The following is a 20073-nucleotide window of genomic DNA, read 5'->3' as shown; positions in this document are numbered from 1 at the left end:
CGAGCCCCCGTGACCGAATTGGCACCCTCGGCTCTCCGTCCTCAGCATCCGGTCCCCAGATCGTTGTCGGGACTGGTCGATGAATTCGAACTTTATTTGCGCGGCGACGTGGATGGCCTCGAGGTCACCGGCGTCAGCCTGAGTTCGCGCACAGTGCAGCCCGGAGACCTCTACGTCGGCGTACCCGGACGGGCCAGCCATGGCGCGTCCTTCGCCGCGGCCGCCCGCGAGGCCGGCGCCGTCGCCATCCTGACCGATGAGGCCGGCGCGCTCCTCGCCGCCGGCAGCGGCCTCCCCATCCTGGTGACCCCCGACGCGCGCGCCGCGCTGGGAGCCGTCGCCGCCTGGATCTACCGCACGGAGGACAACCCGGCGACGCTCTTCGCCGTCACCGGCACGAACGGCAAGACCAGCGTGGTCTACCTGCTCTTCGCCATCCTGAATCAGCTGGGCGTCGTGTCCGGGCTCACCTCGACCGCCGAACGCCGCATCGGCGAGCTGGCCGTCGTGAGCGCCCTGACCACCCCGGAAGCCACCGAACTGCACGCGCTGCTGGCACGGATGCGCGAGGCCGAGGTTCGGGCCGTCGCCATCGAGGTGTCGGCGCAGGCGCTCAGCCGCCACCGGGTCGACGGCCTCGTCTTCGACGTGGCCGGGTTCACCAACCTGAGCCACGACCACCTCGACGACTATGCCGGCCTGGACGAGTACTTCCAGGCCAAGCTCGAGCTCTTCCAGCCCGACCGCTCCCGCCGCGGCGTGATCACGGTGGACTCCGGCTGGGGTCGCCGGATCGTCGAGGAGTGCCGCATCCCGGTCACCACCCTCAGCAGCAACCCCGCGGTCGACGCCGACTGGCACATGAGCATCGTCGACGAGAGCGCGCTCTACACCGAGTTCCTGCTCGAGGGCCCGGAAGGCCGTCGGCTGCAGACCCGGGTTCCCCTGGTCGGCTGGTTCATGGCCGCCAACGCGGCCCTCGCCATCCTGCTGCTGGTCGAATCCGGCTACGACCTCGAGGCCATCGCGCACACGCTCGACCGCGACGGCGGCATCGACGTCTACATCCCCGGTCGGGCCGAGCGCATCTCGGGCGACGCGGGCCCGCTCGTCTACATCGACTACGGCCACAGCCCGGATGCGTTCCTGAACACCCTGGCCGCCATCCGCAAGTTCACGCCCGGCCGCCTGATCATGGTGTTCGGGGCCGACGGCGACCGCGACACCACCAAGCGCGCCGACATGGGCGCCATCGCGGCGCGCGGGTCGGACATCGTGGTCGTCACAGACTTCCACCCGCGGTTCGAAGACCCCGCGGCCATCCGTGCCACGCTCCTGGCAGCAGCCAGGGAAGCCGTCCCCGACGGGGAGTTCTACGAGGTCGCGGATCCCCGCACGGCGTTCCGCACGGCACTCTCACTAGCGAAAGAAGGCGACGCGATCTTGTACGCGGGACCAGGGCATGAAAATTATCACGAAGTCGCCGGCGTCAAGATTCCGTACTCCGCCAGGGACGATTCCCGCCAGGCGCTGCGCGAAGCCGGGTGGCTGTAGATGATCGCCCTCACCCTGACCGAGATCGCCGCGGCCGTCTCCGGGGTCCTCCACCTCGACGGCAGCGCGCTGACCGCCGAGTCCGTCGTCGACGGCACGGTGCACACCGACTCGCGCGAATCCGTGCCCGGTTCGATCTTCGTGGCCAAGCCCGGGGACGTGACCGACGGCCACCTCTTCGCCCCGTCCGCCGCCGGGCAGGGCGCGGCGCTTTTGATCGTCGAACGGCGCCTGGACCTGCCCGTGGCCCAGATCGTCGTCGCCGACGCCGTGGTGGCGCTGGGCGACCTGGCCACCGAGGTCGTGCTCCGCGTGCGTGCCGCCGGCATCCTGAAGATCGTCGGCGTCACCGGCTCGAACGGCAAGACCACCACCAAGAACCTGATCCGGGCCGTGCTCGAACGGGTCGGGCCCACCGTCGCCGCCCGGGCCTCCTTCAACAACGAGGTCGGCGCGCCGCTGACCATGCTCGAACTCACGATGGACACCCGATTCCTCGTGGCCGAAATGGGTGCGAGCGCCGTCGGCGAGATCGCCCGGCTGATCAGGATGGCCCGTCCCGACATCGGCATCGTGCTCAAGGTCGGCCTCGCCCACGCGGGCGAGTTCGGCGGCATCGAGGCCACCGTCCTGGCCAAGACCGAGATGGTCACCGACCTGCTGGCCACGGATGTCGCCGTGCTGAACGCCGACGACCCGCGCGTCGCCGGGATGGCCGCCGCCACCGCGGCCCGGATCGTCTGGTTCGGCCAGTACTGCGACGAGGGCGTGCGCGCCACCGACGTGCACGGGACCGCGACCGGCACCACCTTCACCCTGCAGCTGGCCTCGGGGGAGTCACGGCCGGTGTCCTTCCAGGTGCTCGGCGAGCACCACGTGATGAACGCACTGGCCGCCGCGGCCGCCGCCGAACTCCTCGGCGTCGGGATCGACGACATCGTCTCCGCCCTTGAATCCGTGCAGACCGCCGAGCGCTGGCGGATGCAGGTGATGGGTGGGCGTGAGGGCGTGACCGTGATCAACGACGCCTACAACGCGAGCCCCGACTCGATGACCGCCGCGCTGAAGACACTCGCCCAGATCGCCGCCCCCGGGCAGCGCACCTTCGCCGTCCTCGGCGAGATGAGCGAACTGGGCGAGCTGGCCGGCGAAGAGCATGACCGGATCGGCCTGATGGCCGTGCGGCTGAACATCTCCCAGCTCGTCGTCGTGGGCCGCGGCGCGCGGCGCATGCACATCAGCACGATCAACGAAGGATCCTGGGACGGGGAGTCGGCGTTCGTCGAGTCGTCGGACGAGGCCTTCGACCTGCTGACGAAGACGGTGCGACCGGGAGACACTGTGCTGGTCAAATCGTCCAATTCCGCCGGCCTGCGCTTTCTCGGCGACCGGCTCGGAGAGTGGTTCTCATGAGAGCACTGCTGATGGCCGGAGCCTTCTCCCTCGTCTTCACCCTGGCGTTCACGCCACTGTTCATCCGGCTGTTCAAGAAGCTGGGCTGGGGGCAGTTCATCCGCGACGACGGGCCGCAGAGCCACCACGCCAAACGCGGCACCGCCACCATGGGCGGCATCATCATCATCCTCGGCACCGTGATCAGCTACTTCTCGGCCATGTGGATCACCGGGAGCCACATCCCGATGTCGCCGCTGCTGGTGCTATTCATGATGGTGGGCCTCGGCTTCGTCGGTTTCATCGACGACTTCCTCAAGACCCGCAACCAGCGCAGCCTCGGTCTCGGCGGCTGGGCCAAGGTCATCGGGCAGGTCATCGTGGCGAGCACCTTCGCCCTCCTCTCGATCCAGTTCCCGAACATCAACGGGGTGACGCCGGCGTCGACGAAAATCTCGCTGCTGCGGGACCTGCCGCTGGACTTCATGCAGCTCGGCGCCATCATCGGCACCATCCTCTTCGTGATCTGGATCTGCCTGATCGTGGCGGCCACCTCCAACAGCGTCAACGTCACCGACGGGCTCGACGGCCTCGCCACCGGTTCCTCGATCCTCTCGATCGGCGCCTTCATCGTGATCGGTTTCTGGCAGTCCAACCAGGCCCGGTTCGGGGGAGCGGACGTCGCCGACCTCTACCGCTCCTACGACGTGCGCGACCCGCTCGACCTGGCGATCGTGTCGGCGGCCATCGTCGGCGGCCTGATCGGCTTCCTCTGGTACAACACGTCGCCGGCGAAGATCTTCCTCGGCGACACCGGGTCACTCGCCATCGGCGGCGCCCTGGCCGCCCTGGCCATCCTCAGCCGCACCGAGCTGCTCCTAGTGCTGATCGGCGGGCTGTTCGTGTTCGAGGCCGGCTCCGTCATCGTGCAGCGCGCCTACTTCAAACTCACCCGCGGCAAACGCATTTTCCTGATGAGCCCGATCCACCATCACTTCGAGCTCAAGGGCTGGGCCGAAGTCACCGTCGTGGTGCGCTTCTGGATCATCGGCGGCCTCCTGGTGGCCGCGGGCGTCGGGTCGTTCTACCTCGAATGGCTGGCCAGCTAGTGACCGGAAGACACTCCGGCGGCGCCTCGCTCGCCGCAGCGGATGCCGCGCGCCTGGACGGCCTGACCAGCTGGCACTCCGACTGGTCCGGCCTGCGGGTGGGCGTGCTCGGCCTGGGCGTCACCGGCTTCGCGGCCGCGGACACCCTCGCCGAACTCGGCGCCGAGGTGCTCGTCGTGGCCGGGACGGCACCGGAGCAGACCATCCGCCTGCTCGACGTGATCGGGGCGGGCCTCGTGCAGGCCGCCCCGGCCACCGTGCCCGCCGAACTGATCGAGCACCGGCCGGACGTGCTGATCGCATCGCCGGGCTTCCACCCCGACCACCCGCTACTGCTCTGGGCTGCGACCGCCGGCATCCCGGTCTGGGGTGACATCGAGCTGGCCTGGCGCCTGCGGGACAAGGTCGGTGCCCCGGCCGAATGGATCCTCGTCACCGGCACCAACGGTAAGACCACCACGGTGCAGCTCACCGCCACCATGCTCGCCGCAGCAGGCCACCGGGTGGCGCCCTGCGGCAACATCGGCGTGCCCGTGCTCGACGCCGTGCGCGACCCGCAGGGCTGGGACGTGCTCGTGGTCGAGCTCTCCAGTTACCAGCTGCACCATCTGCCCCGCACCGGTCCGGGAGCGCTCGTGCCCTGGGCCAGCGTCTGCCTGAACATCGCCGACGACCACCTCGACTGGCACGGCTCGGCCAAGGCGTACCGCGACGCGAAAGCCACGGTCTACGCGAACACGAAGTCGGCCTGCGTCTACAACAAGGCGGATGCCGCCACGATGCGCATGGTCGAGGACGCCGACGTCGTCGAGGGGGCTCGGGCGATCGGCTTCGGCCTCGGTGTGCCCGGTCCCAGCGACCTCGGCATCGTGGACGGAATCCTCTGCGACCGCGCGTTCCACGAGGACCGGCACGAGACGGCCGTGGAGATCACCACCGTGCAAGACCTCCGCGCCAACGGGCTCAGTGCGCCGCACCTCCTCGCCGACATCCTCGCGGCCAGCGCCCTCGCCCGGTCCTTCGGCGTGCCCGCCGCGGTCATCCACGACGCGCTCGAAGACTTCAGGCTCGACGCGCACCGGATCGAGATCGTGGCCGAGGCCGCCGGCATCCGCTGGATCGACGATTCGAAGGCCACCAACCCGCACGCGGCCGACGCGTCACTGACCGCGTTCGACTCCGTCGTCTGGCTCGTCGGAGGCCTGCTCAAGGGCGTCGACATCGACCAGCTGGTGGCCGGCCACGTCGGGCACCTGCGGGGCGCCGTCATCATCGGAGTCGACCGTTCCGTGCTGCGCGACGCATTCCGGCGACACGCGCCCGAGCTGCGGGTGTTCGAGATCGAGGCCGACGACACTGGTCAGGTCATGCCGGAGGCCGTGCGGCTGGCGGCCGACCTCGCCGAAACCGGCGACGTCGTGCTCCTCGCGCCGGCCGCCGCATCCATGGACCAGTTCACCGACTACGCCCAGCGCGGCCGGTTGTTCGCCGAAGCCGTGCACGAATATCTTGGAGGTGATCGGGGTGGCGACTCCGCCTCGGACCCGCGCGCCCAGGCCTGACCTGGCCGCGGCGACCGCCGCCACCCGGACGGCGGGGCCCCATGCTACGGGACCCGCTCCGGAGGCCGAGGACGCGGGGCACGCCGCCCGCATCCATCTCGGCCGGGTCCTGCACGCCGAGTCCGCCAGCTACTTCCTGCTGCTGGGCACGACCCTGTTCCTGATCGTGTTCGGACTGGTCATGGTGCTCTCGTCCTCCTCGGTGGACTCCTACCTGGAGAACACCGGGTTCTTCGGCACAGTGCTGCGCCAGGGCGGGTTCGCCCTGATCGGGGTGCCCCTGATGTTGCTGATCAGCCGGCTGCCGCTCAAGTTCTGGCGGCGCGTCTCCTGGCCGGCGCTGATCATCTCCTGCCTGCTCCAGTGCCTGGTAGTGTTCACGCCGCTCGGCATCGAAGTGGCCGGCAACACCAATTGGCTCTCCATCGGCGGGATCCAGTTCCAGCCCTCCGAGGGCATCAAGCTGGCCCTGGTCATCTGGCTCGGCATGATCTTGTCCCAGAAGCAGAACAAGCTCGACGACTGGCGCCACGTCTACATCCCCGTCTTCGGCGTGGGCGGCGGCGCCGTCATGCTGGTCCTGATCGGCGGGGACCTCGGCACCGTCATGATCATGGCGGGCATCCTCTTCGGCGCGCTCTTCTTCGCCGGGGTGCGCCTGCGCATGCTGGGCCTTCCGCTCGGGGTCGGTGCCGTGCTCGCTCTCCTGATGGCGTTGACCAGCTCCAACCGGATGACGCGCATCCTGAGCTTCCTCGGTGACGGCTGCGACGCGGTCGACGGCCCCATCTCGGCCGCCTGCTGGCAGCCGTTGCACGGTACCTGGGCCCTCGCCAACGGGGGAGTGTTCGGCGTGGGGCTCGGCAACTCCAAAGCGAAGTGGTCCTGGCTGCCCGCCGCCGACAACGACTATATCTTCGCCATCATCGGCGAGGAGCTCGGCCTGATCGGCGCGATCGTGGTGCTGGCCATGTTCATCCTCCTGGCGTTCGCGTTCCTGCGGATCATGCGCACCAGCGTGAGCATGCAGGCCAGGGTCTCCACCGCGGCCGTCATGGTCTGGCTGATCGGCCAGGCGTTCGTCAACATCGGCGTGGTCCTCGGCGTGTTCCCCGTTCTCGGCGTGCCGCTCCCGCTGGTCTCGTCCGGCGGCACAGCCCTGCTGTCGACGCTGGGCGCCATCGGAATCGTGCTGTCCTTCGCCCACGGCGACCATGCCGGCTCGCCGGCCAACGCGGCCTCGCCGGCCAACACAGCGCTGACGGGAGAGAACCGGTGACCACCTACCTTCTGGCCGGAGGCGGAACCGCCGGCCACGTGAACCCCCTGCTGGCGGTGGCGGACACCATCGCCGCGCGGGAACCGGACGCCACTCTGATCGTGCTCGGCACCCGGGAGGGGCTCGAGGCCAGGCTGGTTCCCGCCCGCGGCTACGAGCTCGTGTTCGTGCCCCGGCTGCCGTTCCCGCGTCGTCCGAACCGCCAGGCCCTCACTTTCCTGCCGCGGTTCAACCAGGCGGTCGCCGACCTTGCCGACCTCCTCGCCGCCCGCGGCGTCGACGTCGTGGTGGGTTTTGGCGGCTACGTGTCCACGCCGGCGTACCTGGCCGCCCGCCGGTCAGGCATCCCCATCGTCATCCACGAGGCCAATTTCAAGGCCGGCCTGGCCAACCGGCTGGGCGCCTGGTTGACCCACCATGTCGGTGTCGCCTTCGCCGGCACCCGGATCCGGCGCGCGCACACCGTCGGGATGCCGCTGCGCGCCGAAATCGCCGAGCTGGACCGGGACGCGACTCGCCCGGAGGCGCTCGCCTTCTTCGGCCTCGCCGAGGAGCGGCCCACCCTGCTCGTCACCGGCGGATCCCTCGGCGCGAGAAGACTGAACACGACGATCGTCCAATCCGCGCCCGCGCTGATCGCCGCCGGGTGGCAGGTGCTGCACATCACCGGCGACAAGTCCGAGGTGAGCGACCCCGGTCTGGGGCACTATCGCATGATCTCCTATTGCGACCGGATGGACCTGGCGCTGTCAGCGGCGGACTTCGCCGTGTCCCGGTCCGGCGCCGGCACGGTGTCCGAGCTGAGCGCCCTGGGCATCCCGGCCGCGTACGTGCCGTACCCGGTGGGCAACGGCGAGCAGCGCTTCAACGCGGCCGACGTCGTCGCGTCCGGCGGCGGAATCCTCGTCGATGACGCGGACTTCCTCCCCGAATGGGTCCGGGACGAGCTCATCCCCGTGCTGAGCGACCGGTCGCGGGTGCGCCGGATGGGCGTCGCGGCGGCATCCGCCGGGGCCAGGGACGGCGCCGCCAGAATGGTCGACTTCATTCAGGGCGCGGTCCGGGGGTAACCGCCCGGGTTCGCGCCCGCCGCGGTCAATCCGGCATTCCGGGGCCGCGGCGGCTAACGTGGTTTCAGCACACCGAGCACCTGTCTTCAACCATTCGTCTCCACATTCGTCTCCGACTGAGAAGAGCGCAGCAACCGTGATCAAGCCCGATCTGAACCTCACCATTCCCCGAGATCTCGGAACGGTGCATTTCGTGGGCATCGGCGGCTCGGGGATGAGCGGCATCGCGCGCCTGTTCATCGACGCCGGGCACACGGTGACCGGGTCTGACGTGCGGGAGTCGGACAACGTGCTGGCACTGCGCAAACTGGGCGCGCGCATCGCGATCGGCCACGCGGCCGAGAACGTCGGCGACGCCGACAGCCTCGTCGTCACGGGCGCGCTCTGGCAGGACAACCCCGAGTACGTGCTGGCCAGGGAGAAGGGCCTCCCGGTGCTGCACCGGTCGCAGGCCCTGGCCTGGCTGATCGAGAAGCACCGTCTGGTCGCCGTGGCCGGCGCCCACGGCAAGACCACCTCCACCGGCATGATCGTGACCGGCCTGCTCGGCCTGGGACAGCACCCGAGCTTCGTCAACGGCGGCGTGATCGAGTCCCTCGGCGTGTCGGCGGCCAGCGGAACCGACGATCTCTTCGTCGTCGAGGCCGACGAATCCGACGGGTCGTTCCTGCTCTACAACACGGCCGTGGCTTTGGTCACCAACGTCGACCCCGACCACCTCGACCACTACGGCTCGCTGGAAGCGTTCGAGGCGGCCTTCGTGGAGTTCGCCCAGAACGCGACCGAACTCGTCGTCATCTCCTCCGACGACCCTGGCGCGGTCAGTGTGACCGGCAAGCTGGCCGAAAAGCGCGTCATCACCTTCGGCGAGGACGACGGCGCCGACGTGCGGCTGCACTCCGTGGTCACGGACGGGCCGGTGCGCTTCGGCGTGGCGTGGGCCGGCCACGACTACTTCGCCACCCTCCGCATCCCGGGCCGGCACAACGCCATCAACGCCGCCGGGGCCTTCGCTGTGCTGGTGGGACTCGGGTTCGAGGCTGAAGCGTCCCTGGCCGCCATCTCGGAGTTCGGCGGCACGGAGCGCCGGTTCGAACTGCACGGCACAGTCGGCGGCGTGAGCGTCTACGACGACTACGCCCATCACCCGACCGAAGTGGCCGCAGCCCTGTCCGCCGCCCGAACCGTGGTCGGCTCCGGCCGCATCATCGCCGTGCACCAGCCGCACCTGTACAGCCGCACCCGGCTCTTCGCGCAGGAATTCGCGGACGCCCTCGAGACCTGCGCCGACCAGACCGTCGTACTGGGCGTGTACGGCGCCCGGGAAGACCCCGAGCCCGGCGTCACCGGCACGCTCGTCGCCGACCGGTTCCTCGACCCGTCCCACGTGGTCTACGTGCCCGACTGGCAGGAGGCCGCGGACTACGTCGCCTCCATCGCCCGGGACGGCGACTTCGTGGTCACCCTCGGCTGCGGCGACGTGTACCGCATCGTTCCCCAGCTCCTCGGCTCGCTCACGCGGGCGCGCGGATGAGCCGCGCCCGGGCATGAGGCGGCCACAGGGCTTCGAACGTCCGGTCGTTCCTCCCGCCGAAACGCCGACCGACAGCGCCCCGCCGGCGCGCAAGGGGGCCGGCATCCGTCGCCCCGTGCGCCCGCCCGCCGCCCAATCTTTCGTGCGCGGTTCGTGGCCCTCGCGTGGCGCCGCGTCCACCGAACCGAACACCGAGTCGTTCACCGAGCCGATCACCGTGCAGCCGGCATCCGCCCTTCCGGGTCCCCTGGCCTCGGTGTCTCCACTGCGGCCGGGCTCGGGCGCGAGCCCCGCACCCACGCCGCCTGCGGACACGCGCTCGACGAAGACGCAGCCGGCCGACAAACCTGCGGCGCCCCTCACACCGGCCGGGGCCAGGCTCAAGCTGCGGGCCGCCCGGCGGGCTCGGAAACGCTACGAGCGCGAGGAGGTCAGGCGGTTCACCTGGCGGTCACGCCGCCGGCGCAATGCCTGGCTGGCGTCCCTGGGCGTCACCGTCGTCCTGGCCGCTTTCGTCGTCGTCGGCGTCTACTCGCCGCTGATGGCGCTGCGCACGATCGAGGTCGTCGGAGCGAACCGGATCCCGGCGGACAAGATTCAGGCGGCTCTGGGCGACCAGCTCGGCACGCCGTTGCCGCTCGTCGATCTGGCCGAGGTGAAGAAGGACCTGTCCGAGTTCACCCTGATCCAGAGCTACGTCACCGAGAGCCGCCCGCCCGCCACACTGGTGGTGCGCATCGTCGAGCGCGAGCCGGTCGGGGCATTGGCGACCGGCGCGGGCTTCGACCTGGTCGACGCGGCCGGAGTGGTGATCCAGAGCAGCCCGGAGCGCCCGGCCGGGTACGCCACCATCGATGCGCGCTCGGGGTCGGGCAGCGCCGGCTTCCTCGCCGCGACGGCCGTGATCGCCGCTTTGCCGGAGAGCATCCGCACCGGACTGGACACAGTGACCGCGGCCACCAAGGACGATGTCACCCTGACGCTGGTCGGCGGGGCCCGCGTGGTCTGGGGAAGCGCGGAGAAGTCGGAGTACAAGGCGGTCGTCCTGGCCGCCCTGATCGTGAGCCACCCGGTGGGCACCGTCGGCGAATACGACGTGTCCTCGCCCGACAGCGCCGTTCTTCGCTGAATCGGCGAGTTCTTCGCTGAGTTCTGGGCTGAATCTTCGCGACACGCGGGCGCGCCTCCCCGTCCCGGCACGGCTGGCGCATAACTTCGATACAGGAATTGCATACTCAGCATAACTTTAAACTTCGACAAGAGGTTTAGGGTTCCACCGGAGGCCGGACGTGTCAACAACAAATCAGAACTACCTCGCAGTCATCAAGGTTGTTGGAATCGGTGGCGGCGGTGTCAACGCCGTCAACCGCATGATCGAGCTCGGCCTCCGCGGGGTCGAGTTCATCGCCATCAATACGGATGCCCAGGCGCTCCTGATGAGCGACGCCGACGTCAAACTCGACGTGGGCCGCGACCTCACCCGCGGCCTCGGCGCCGGCGCCGACCCCGAGGTGGGCCGTCGCGCCGCCGAGGATCACGCCGAAGAAATCGAAGAGGCCCTGGCTGGCGCGGACATGGTCTTCGTCACGGCAGGCGAGGGTGGTGGAACGGGCACCGGCGGTGCGCCCGTCGTCGCCCGCATCGCCAAGTCCATCGGCGCGCTCACCATCGGTGTCGTCACCAAGCCCTTCGGCTTCGAGGGCAAGCGCCGCCAGGCGCAGGCCGAGGCCGGCGTCGCCTCCCTCAAGAACGAGGTCGACACCCTCATCGTCGTGCCGAACGACCGCTTGCTGGAGATCAGCGACCGCGGCATCAGCATGCTCGAGGCGTTCGCCACCGCCGACCAGGTCCTCCTCGCCGGTGTGCAGGGCATCACCGACCTGATCACCACCCCCGGCCTGATCAACCTCGACTTCGCCGACGTCAAGTCGGTCATGCAGGGCGCCGGTTCCGCGCTGATGGGCATCGGCTCCTCCCGCGGCGCCGACCGTGCCATCAAGGCCGCCGAACTGGCCGTGGCATCGCCGCTGCTCGAGGCGTCCATCGACGGGGCGCACGGCGTACTCCTGTCCATCCAGGGTGGCTCGAACCTCGGAATCTTCGAGATCAATGACGCCGCCCGCCTGGTGCAGGAAGCCGTCCACCCCGAAGCCAACATCATCTTCGGTGCCGTCATCGACGACACCCTCGGCGACGAGGTGCGGGTCACCGTGATCGCGGCCGGGTTCGACGGCGGAGAGCCGGGTGCCAAGGCCGTCGAGGTGCGCCGGGCCGACCTCGTCGCCGCCGGCGTCGCGGCGGGCGTCTCCTCGAACGGCGCCGGTTCGAATGGTACCGCCGCGGACGCGAACGATTCCGCCGCCTATTCCGTCGGTGACGCCTCCGCGTCCTCGGTCTGGTCCGGCGTCGAACCGGGTGCGGCCGTCGCCGACCCCGCCTTCGAAGAAGACCCGGACGACCTGGACATCCCGGACTTCCTGAAGTAGCGGGGCGAACGGCGAGATGAGTGACCCCGACCTGGCCGGCCTGCGCGACCTGGCCGGCCTGGCGGAGCGCCTGGCCGCCGTGCGCAGTGGAATCGCTGCCGCGGCGGCCTCGGCCGGGCGCGACGAACGGGACATCGTGACCGTCGTCGTGACCAAGTTCCACCCGGTCACCCTGATCGAGCAGCTCGTCGCCCTCGGCGTGCACGATGTCGGCGAGAACCGTCATCAGGAAGCCCAGGCGAAGGTCGAGGCCCTGGCCGGACTGGACCTGACCTGGCATTTCGTCGGCCAGGTCCAGGGCAAGAAGGCCAAACAGGTTCGGGCCTACGCCGACGTCATTCACTCCGTCGACCGGGCCTCACTGGTCGACGCGCTCAGCTCGGAATCCGACGTCATCGACTGCTTCGTGCAGGTGAACCTCACCGACGACCCGGCACGCGGGGGAGTCGACCCCGGCCTGCTCGACCCCCTGGTCGAACGAGTCCTGTCCACCTCGGGGCTGCGCCTGCTCGGACTGATGGCGGTGGCCCCGCTCGGCGAGGAACCCAGGCGGGCCTTCGCCCGGGTTCGTGAGCTGGGCGAGCGCATCCGGCTGCTGGCGCCGGAGGCGAAGTTCCTGTCCATGGGCATGTCCCAGGACTACCCGGAGGCGATCAGCGAAGGGGCGACACACCTTCGAATTGGCACAGCAATCACCGGTAATCGCCCGGTACCCGGTTAATCTGGATAAGTAGAATCACCAACACGGAGGTCGAGATGTCCAACCCGCTCAAGAAAACCATGGTTTACCTGGGCCTGGCAGACGAGGAACTCGAATACGAGGCGCCCGCTGCTGCGCCCGTGTCGACCGCCCCGCACTCCGCTGCGTCCAGTCCAGCATCGTCGCACTCGGCGGCCCCGAAGACCGCGGCTCCTCACTCCTCCGCCTCCACCTCTTCGCACTCCGCCTCGTCGCACTCCGCCGGCTCGGCCGGCCGTGCACCGGTGACACCGCTGCGCAAGACTTCCACCCCTAAGAATGTGGCTACCTCAGACATGAATGAAATCCTCACCGTCCACCCGCGCCAGTACAAGGACGCCCAGGTGATCGCCGAATCCTTCCGGGACGGCATCCCGGTCATCATCAACCTGTCCCAGATGAGCGACGCGGATGCCCGGCGTCTGATCGACTTCGCCAGCGGCCTGTCCCAGGGCCTGTACGGCAAGATCGAGCGCGTCACCGCGAAGGTCTTCCTGCTGTCCCCGTCCCACGTCGTCGTGTCCGGCGACAACGCGGCTGAGGAAACCGACGCCGAGGCGTCCTTCTTCGCCCAGTCGTAGCGCGCACCGTGTCCATCATCGGGATCATCGCGGGCCTCGCGTACTTCGTTCTGCTGCTCTATTTCTTCGTGATGTGGGGGCGGTTCATCGTCGATCTGGTGCGCAGTGTCAACCGGTCGTGGCGCCCTCAGGGCTTCACGCTCGTGCTGATCGAGTTCGTATACACCGTGACCGACCCGCCGATCAAGTTCTTCCGGCGGCTCCTGCCGCCGCTCCGGCTCGGCCCCATCGCGTTCGATTTCGGCTGGAGCCTGACCATGCTCTGCGTCATCATCGGAATGTCCGTGATGACGTTCGCGCAGAGGTTATAGACCCCCTCACACTCGGGCCATGTATTCTTGACCGACGACGCGTCCGGTCGGCGCGGTTCGACATCACGTCGGACCTTGGTACCGTTGGTCGAACGCAAACAAATGTTCACAACTCAAGTTTTAAGGGTGGAAAGCCATGGCGTTAACTCCGGAAGATGTAGTCAACAAGCGGTTCCAGTCGACTAAATTTCGCGAAGGTTACGATCAGGACGAGGTCGATGACTTCCTTGACGAGGTCGTTGTCGAGCTTCGTCGACTGACCGCTGAGAACGAGGAGCTCAAGGCTCGCGTTTCCTCCGGTGGCGGCGCCTCCGAGCCCGTTGCCGAGCCCGTCGAGTCCGCGCCGATCGCCGAAACGGTTGCCGAGCCCGTCGTGGCCGCAGCCGTGCCCGTCCCGGCTCCGGTTGTCGCCGAGCCCATCGACGAGACCGCCGGCACCACGAACCTCCTCCAGCTGGCCCGCCGCCTGCACGAGGAGCACGTCAAGGAGGGCGCCGAGAAGCGCGATGCACTCATCGCCGAGGGCCACGCCACCGCCGCCCGTCTCGTCGCCGAGGCGGAAGCCAAGCAGCGTGCGCAGCTCAACATCCTCGACCAGGAGCGTTCGGTCCTCGAGACCAAGATCGATGACCTGCGCACCTTCGAGCGCGAGTACCGCCAGAAGCTGAAGAGCTACATCGAGTCCCAGCTGCACGACCTCGACGCCACGTCGCCGGTCGAGTCGAGCAACGCCTCGAAGCCGAGCTTCCAGAGCTTTGGCGCCTAAGGTCGGAGCGAAGAAACGCTCCACTGCGCTGATCGTCCTCGCCCTCGTGGCGCTGGCCATCTACGCACTGGATCAGATCAGCAAGTTCCTCGTCGTCACGAGACTGACCGAGGGTGACGTCGTCCGGGTTCTGGGAAGCGTGCTGCAACTGCAGTTCGTCCGGAACCCGGGCGCGGCTTTTTCCCTGGCCACGGGGATGACCTGGGTTTTCTCCATCATCGCCGTCGTCGTGGTGTTCCTCATCGTCTGGTTCGCCGGACGCATCCGCTCACTCGCGTGGTCGCTCGTCTTCGGTCTGCTGCTCGGCGGCGTGCTCGGCAACCTGACCGACCGTCTCCTGCGGGAGCCGTCTTTCGGTCAGGGACATGTCATCGACTTCATCGCGACACCCTGGCTGATCCCCGCCATCTACAACGTCGCCGACATGGCCATCGTGTCGAGCATGATCATCTTCATGTACCTGACCATTCGCGGCATCGGCCTCGACGGCCGCCGCACCAGCGCTTCAGACACGTCCGACGTGGCTCCCACCCAGTTAGCACCCTGATCCTCTCTATGGAAACTCGCTCCCTTCCCCTTCCGGACGGACTCGCCGGCGTGCGCGTCGACGCCGGCATCGCCAAGCTCCTCGGCTTCTCGCGGAGTTTCGCGGCCGAGGTGTGCGAGGCCGGCGGGGTCACGCTCAACGGCGCCGTGGTCGGCAAGTCCGACCGCCTGCACGGGGGAGCCTGGCTGGAGGTGACCTGGCAGCCCCGGGAAGCCCTGGCGATCGTTCCCATCGCGGTGCCGGACCTCACCATCGTTCACGACGACGAGAGCATCGTCGTCGTGAACAAGCCGTCCGGCGTCGCCGCGCACCCCAGTGTCGGCTGGACCGGGCCGACCGTCCTCGGCGCCCTCTCCGCGGCCGGCTACCGGATCGCGACCTCAGGGGCCAGCGAACGGGCCGGGATCGTGCACCGCCTCGACGTGGGCACCAGCGGCCTGATGGTCGTCGCCAAATCCGAAGCTGCCTACACCTGGCTGAAGAAGGCATTCCACGATCGCGAAGTCGAGAAGATCTACCACGCCGTCGTGCAGGGGCACCCCGACCCGCTCGCGGGAACCGTCGACGCTCCCATCGGCCGCCACCCGCGGTCGGACTGGAAGTTCGCGGTGATCGCCGGCGGCAAGGACTCCGTCACGCACTACGAGACCCTGGAGGCGTTCCGGTCGGCGTCGCTGCTGGAGGTACACCTGGAGACGGGACGCACCCACCAGATCCGCGTGCACATGGCCGCGCAGCAGCATCCGTGCGTCGGCGACGCCATGTATGGTGCAGACCCGTCGATCACAGCGCGTCTGGGCCTGACCCGGCAATGGCTGCACGCCAGGCAGCTGGCCTTCTTCCACCCCGATTCCCGGGACTGGGTCACGTTCACCACCGAATACCCCGCCGACCTCGCGCATGCACTCGACGTGCTGCGCGATGCCTAGGCTGGAGAGTCCAACCTCAACACCTCGGAGCCGTTTTGTCCTCTCAGAATAAGTCGGGTGGATCGAATGATTCGTTCGTGCACCTCCACGTGCACAGCGAGTACTCGATGCTCGATGGTGCCGCGCGCGTCAAACCGCTGATCAACGCGGCCATCGAGCAGGGGATGCCTGCGGTCGCCATTACCGACCACGGCAACGTGTTCGGCGCCTTCGACTTCTGGCGCACCGCCACCGAGGCCGGCATCAAGCCGATCATCGGCACCGAGGCCTACATCACTCCCGGCACCGACCGGCGCGACAAGACCCGGGTGCGCTGGGGCGCCTCCGGCCAGAACCGGGACGACGTCGGCGGCGCCGGCTCCTACACCCACATGACCCTGCTCTCCGAGACCACGGCGGGGATGCACAACCTGTTCCGGCTCTCGTCCAAGGCCAGCCTGGAGGGGTACTATTTCAAACCAAGGATGGACCGGGAGCTGCTCTCCGAGTTCTCCACCGGCCTGATCGGCACGACCGGATGCGTCGGTGGCGAGGTGCAGACCCGCCTCCGCCTCGGGCAGTACGAGGAGGCGAAGAAGGCCGCCGGCGACTTCCAGGACATCTTCGGCAAGGAGAACTTCTTCTGCGAGATCATGGACCACGGCATCGACATCGAACGCCGCACCATGACCGACCTGCTGAAGCTCGCCGGAGAGCTCAAACTTCCGCTGGTCGCCTCCAACGACCTGCACTACACCCACGCCCACGACGCGACCGCCCACGCGGCCCTGCTCTGCGTGCAGTCCGCCTCGACCCTCGACGACCCGAACCGCTTCAAGTTCGACTCCGACGAGTTCTATCTCAAGACCGCCGCGCAGATGCGGCACCTGTTCCGCGACCACCCGGAAGCCTGCGACAACACGCTGCTGATCGCCGAACGCTGCCAGGTGGACTTCAACACCAAAGCCAACTACATGCCCCGCTTCCCCTGCCCGGAAGGGGAGAACGAGGAGAGCTGGTTCGTCAAGGAGAACGAGATCGGGCTGGCCAAGCGCTACCCGAAGGGCATCCCGGACGACGTGCGCAAACGAGCCGACTACGAGATCGGCATCATCATCCAGATGGGCTTCCCCGGCTACTTCCTCGTGGTCGCCGACTTCATCATGTGGGCGAAGCAGCAGGGCATCCGGGTGGGTCCCGGCCGTGGCTCGGGCGCCGGCTCGATGGTGGCCTACGCCATGGGCATCACCGACCTCGACCCGCTGATCCACGGCCTGATCTTCGAACGGTTCCTGAACCCGGACCGCGTCTCCATGCCCGACTTCGACGTCGACTTCGACGAGCGCCGGCGCGGTGAGGTGATCCACTACGTCACCGAGAAGTACGGCGAAGAACGCGTCGCCCAGATCGTCACCTACGGCACGATCAAGGCCAAGCAGGCCCTGAAAGACGCCTCCCGGGTGCTCGGGTTCCCATTCGGCATGGGCGACAAGCTCACAAAGGCCATGCCGCCGGCCATCATGGGCAAGGACGTGCCCCTGACCGGCATGTTCGACAAGGACCACGCGCGCTACCGCGAGGCGGCCGACTTCCGCGCGGTGATCGAATCCGACCCCGAGGCCCGCACCGTCTTCGACACGGCCCTGGGCCTGGAGAACCTGAAACGCCAGTGGGGCGTCCACGCCGCCGGCGTGATCATGAGCTCCGACCCGCTGATCGACATCATCCCGATCATGAAGCGCGAAGCGGACGGCCAGGTCGTCACGCAGTTCGACTACCCGGCATCCGAGGCCCTGGGCCTGATCAAGATGGACTTCCTGGGGCTGCGCAACCTCACCATCATCGACGACACCCTCGACAACATCGCGGTCAACCGTGGTCACCGGCCCGTGCTCGAGGAGCTCGGGCTGGACGACCCGCTGGCCTACGAGCTGCTCGCCCGGGGCGACACCCTCGGGGTGTTCCAGCTGGACGGCGGGCCCATGCGCTCCCTGCTGCGCCTGATGAAGCCCGACAACTTCGAAGACATCTCGGCTGTCATCGCCCTCTACCGGCCCGGCCCCATGGGCGCCAACTCGCACACCAACTACGCGCTGCGGAAGACCGGTCAGCAGGAGATCATCCCGATCCATCCCGAGCTCGAAGAAGCCCTGCAGGACGTCATCGGCACCACCTACGGCCTGATCGTCTACCAGGAACAGGTCATGTCGATCGCGCAGAAACTGGCCGGCTTCTCCCTCGGCCAGGCGGACCTGCTGCGCCGGGCGATGGGCAAGAAGAAGAAATCCGAACTGGACAAGCAGTTCGAGGGTTTCTCCGGCGGAATGGTCGCCAACGGCTACTCCATGGACGCGGTGAAGACAGTCTGGGACATCCTGCTCCCGTTCTCCGACTACGCCTTCAACAAGGCGCACTCGGCCGCGTACGGGGTGCTCTCGTACTGGACCGCCTACCTCAAGGCCAAATACCCGGCCGAGTACATGGCCGCGCTCCTGACCAGCGTCGGCGATTCGCGCGACAAGCTCGCGCTGTACCTGAACGAGTGCCGCAGGATGGGCATCCAGGTCCTGCCGCCGGACGTGAACGAGTCCATCGGCTACTTCGCGGCCGTGGGCACGGACATCCGTTTCGGTATGGGGGCGGTGCGCAACGTCGGCTTCAACGTCGTCGACGCCATCCGCCTCGCCCGGAAGGAGAAGGGGCGGTTCGAGTCGTTCCACGACTTCCTGCGCAAGGTACCGATCCAGGTGGCCAACAAACGCACGATCGAGTCCCTCGTCAAGGCCGGTGCGTTCGACTCCCTCGGAGCGACCCGGCGCGGCATGGTCGAAATCCATGAGGCCGCGGTCGAATCGGCCGTGAAAATCAAGCGCGACGAGGAACACGGCATGGTCGGGTTCGACTTCGACAGCCTGTTCGACGACCCGCAGGAAACCGAGCAGGTGCCGGACCGTCCCGAGTGGGGCAAGAAGGAGAAGCTCGCCTTCGAACGGGACATGCTGGGGCTGTACGTGTCCGACCACCCGCTGGCCGGGCTCGAGATCCCGCTGGCCAAGCACGCCAGCACCACCATCGTCGACCTGATGGCGTCGGAGCAGACCCAGGATGCCGACACCGTCACCATCGCCGGGCTGATCACGAGCGTGCAGCACCGGATCGCGAAGAAGTCGGGCAACCAGTACGGCATCATCCAGGTCGAGGACTTCGGCGGGGAGATCGCCGTGATGTTCATGGGCAAGGCCTACCAGGAGTTCTCGCCCGACCTGATCAGCGACTCCATCGTGGTCGTGCGGGGCCGGGTGAGCATGCGCGACGACGGGATGAACCTGCACGCGTACAGCATCTTCGCGCCGGAACTCGGGCAGGCCTCCGACTCGGGGACGCTGACCGTCACCCTGGCGGAGTCCCGGGCGACGACCGACACCGTGACGGCGTTGGGCGAGGTCATCACCCGCCACATCGGAACGTCAGAGGTCAGGCTCAAATTGATCAAGGGCAACACCGCGCGCGTGTTCGAGCTGCCCCACCAGGTGAAGATCAGCGCGGACCTCTTCGGGGAGCTGAAGAGCCTGCTCGGGCCCAACTGCCTGACCTAGGGTAGTATTTATCTTCTAAATCNTATGGATGACCCCACTGCAACCCTCGACGCCGCTGTGGTGGCTGCTGCGTTCGCGGCCCTCGCGGGCGAGGTGGGTGCCACGCTGTGGTGTTCAGGGGGTGCGGGGGTGCGATGACGATGGCCTGCTGCAGGTGACCGCGGCGGTGGAGCAGCTCGGCCGAAGGGTGGACGCCCTGCGGGTGGCGACGGCGGCGGCGATCGCCGACCGGTCCCGGCCCGAGCTCGATACCGGGCGGCTCTCGGTCCGGAAGGCCTGCCTCACCCCGTCGGACCTGATCCAGCGGGTGACGCTGGTCTCGCGTCCGACCGCGCAGCGCCGGATCCGGCTGGGCGCGCAGCTGCGCACCCGGTTCACCCTCGCGAGGCAGGCCCTGCCGCCCGCGTTCCCGGCGACCGCGGCGGGCCTGGCGTCCGGGGAGATCGGCCTCGACAGCGTCGACGCGATCCTGACCGCCCTGGTACCCACGCTCCGCTGCACCGACCTGGACCAGGTGCAGACGGCCGAGTCCGAACTCGTTGCCGCCGCCACCGGAGGCGGCGGCGACCACCCGGTGGCGGTGCCCGCGGACGAGATCCGGATTCAGGCCCTGGTCTGGAAGACCGTGATCGCGCCCGA

At 68.3% G+C, this 20073-nt stretch carries 17 protein-coding genes; all 17 read left to right on the top strand.

Translation table 11 applies throughout. The features are described 5' to 3' along the window. The first annotated feature begins 9 nt into the window (after positions 1 to 9). Positions 10 to 1554 carry a UDP-N-acetylmuramoyl-L-alanyl-D-glutamate--2,6-diaminopimelate ligase gene (locus tag E3T24_RS08110; RefSeq protein WP_134367423.1) on the top strand — a complete coding sequence of 515 codons (1545 nt, stop codon included), beginning with the start codon at positions 10 to 12 and terminating at the stop codon, positions 1552 to 1554. Further along, complete coding sequence (gene murF / locus E3T24_RS08105; protein WP_134367421.1) at positions 1555 to 2967, top strand: UDP-N-acetylmuramoyl-tripeptide--D-alanyl-D-alanine ligase; 1413 nt, start codon at positions 1555 to 1557, stop codon at positions 2965 to 2967. Then, positions 2964 to 4055: a phospho-N-acetylmuramoyl-pentapeptide-transferase gene (mraY, locus tag E3T24_RS08100; RefSeq protein WP_134367419.1), complete on the top strand. Its 1092-nt coding sequence runs from the start codon at positions 2964 to 2966 to the stop codon at positions 4053 to 4055. Before murF ends, mraY begins: the two co-directional genes overlap by 4 nt. Further along, a complete protein-coding gene (gene murD, locus E3T24_RS08095) occupies positions 4055 to 5617 on the top strand; it encodes a UDP-N-acetylmuramoyl-L-alanine--D-glutamate ligase (RefSeq protein WP_241975794.1) in 1563 nt (520 codons plus the stop codon). Before mraY ends, murD begins: the two co-directional genes overlap by 1 nt. After that, a complete protein-coding gene (gene ftsW / locus E3T24_RS08090; protein WP_134367415.1) occupies positions 5580 to 6896 on the top strand; it encodes a putative lipid II flippase FtsW in 1317 nt (438 codons plus the stop codon). Before murD ends, ftsW begins: the two co-directional genes overlap by 38 nt. Continuing rightward, positions 6893 to 7966, top strand: a complete 1074-nt coding sequence (locus E3T24_RS08085; RefSeq protein ID WP_134367413.1) for a UDP-N-acetylglucosamine--N-acetylmuramyl-(pentapeptide) pyrophosphoryl-undecaprenol N-acetylglucosamine transferase — start codon at positions 6893 to 6895, stop codon at positions 7964 to 7966. Before ftsW ends, E3T24_RS08085 begins: the two co-directional genes overlap by 4 nt. A gap of 136 nt (positions 7967 to 8102) precedes the next feature. Continuing rightward, entirely contained in the window at positions 8103 to 9500 is a 1398-nt protein-coding gene (gene murC, locus E3T24_RS08080) for a UDP-N-acetylmuramate--L-alanine ligase (protein ID WP_134367412.1), read from the top strand. A 13-nt stretch (positions 9501 to 9513) separates the two neighbouring features. Beyond that, positions 9514 to 10629, top strand: coding sequence for an FtsQ-type POTRA domain-containing protein (locus tag E3T24_RS08075; RefSeq protein ID WP_134367410.1), 1116 nt, complete (start codon positions 9514 to 9516; stop codon positions 10627 to 10629). Between the two features lie 160 nt (positions 10630 to 10789). After that, positions 10790 to 11986: a cell division protein FtsZ gene (gene ftsZ, locus E3T24_RS08070; protein ID WP_134367408.1), complete on the top strand. Its 1197-nt coding sequence runs from the start codon at positions 10790 to 10792 to the stop codon at positions 11984 to 11986. Positions 11987 to 12002: 16 nt separating this feature from the next. Beyond that, a complete protein-coding gene (locus tag E3T24_RS08065) occupies positions 12003 to 12707 on the top strand; it encodes a YggS family pyridoxal phosphate-dependent enzyme (protein WP_134402428.1) in 705 nt (234 codons plus the stop codon). A 35-nt stretch (positions 12708 to 12742) separates the two neighbouring features. Further along, positions 12743 to 13306 carry a cell division protein SepF gene (sepF, locus tag E3T24_RS08060; RefSeq protein WP_134367404.1) on the top strand — a complete coding sequence of 188 codons (564 nt, stop codon included), beginning with the start codon at positions 12743 to 12745 and terminating at the stop codon, positions 13304 to 13306. Positions 13307 to 13314: 8 nt separating this feature from the next. Then, positions 13315 to 13617, top strand: coding sequence for a YggT family protein (locus tag E3T24_RS08055; protein ID WP_134367402.1), 303 nt, complete (start codon positions 13315 to 13317; stop codon positions 13615 to 13617). A 136-nt stretch (positions 13618 to 13753) separates the two neighbouring features. Then, positions 13754 to 14383 carry a DivIVA domain-containing protein gene (locus E3T24_RS08050; RefSeq protein ID WP_134367400.1) on the top strand — a complete coding sequence of 210 codons (630 nt, stop codon included), beginning with the start codon at positions 13754 to 13756 and terminating at the stop codon, positions 14381 to 14383. Further along, complete coding sequence (lspA, locus tag E3T24_RS08045) at positions 14373 to 14930, top strand: signal peptidase II (protein ID WP_241975793.1); 558 nt, start codon at positions 14373 to 14375, stop codon at positions 14928 to 14930. The genes E3T24_RS08050 and lspA overlap by 11 nt, the downstream gene beginning before the upstream one ends. A gap of 8 nt (positions 14931 to 14938) precedes the next feature. Then, positions 14939 to 15859 (top strand): RluA family pseudouridine synthase, encoded by a 921-nt coding sequence (locus tag E3T24_RS08040; protein ID WP_134367398.1) that lies wholly within the window; start codon positions 14939 to 14941, stop codon positions 15857 to 15859. 77 nt (positions 15860 to 15936) lie between these two features. Beyond that, on the top strand, positions 15937 to 19434 hold the full coding sequence (dnaE, locus tag E3T24_RS08035) for a DNA polymerase III subunit alpha (protein WP_255572880.1): 3498 nt from the start codon (positions 15937 to 15939) through the stop codon (positions 19432 to 19434). Between the two features lie 121 nt (positions 19435 to 19555). Next, positions 19556 to 20073: DUF222 domain-containing protein (locus tag E3T24_RS08030; protein ID WP_166789190.1), on the top strand; the 518-nt coding region annotated here is incomplete at its 3' end.

This window comes from Cryobacterium sp. TmT2-59 (assembly GCF_004403545.1).
GTDB lineage: Bacteria > Actinomycetota > Actinomycetes > Actinomycetales > Microbacteriaceae > Cryobacterium > Cryobacterium shii.
The sequence above is the reverse complement of the archived record's forward strand: the minus strand, read 5'-3'. Positions and strand labels throughout refer to the sequence as shown.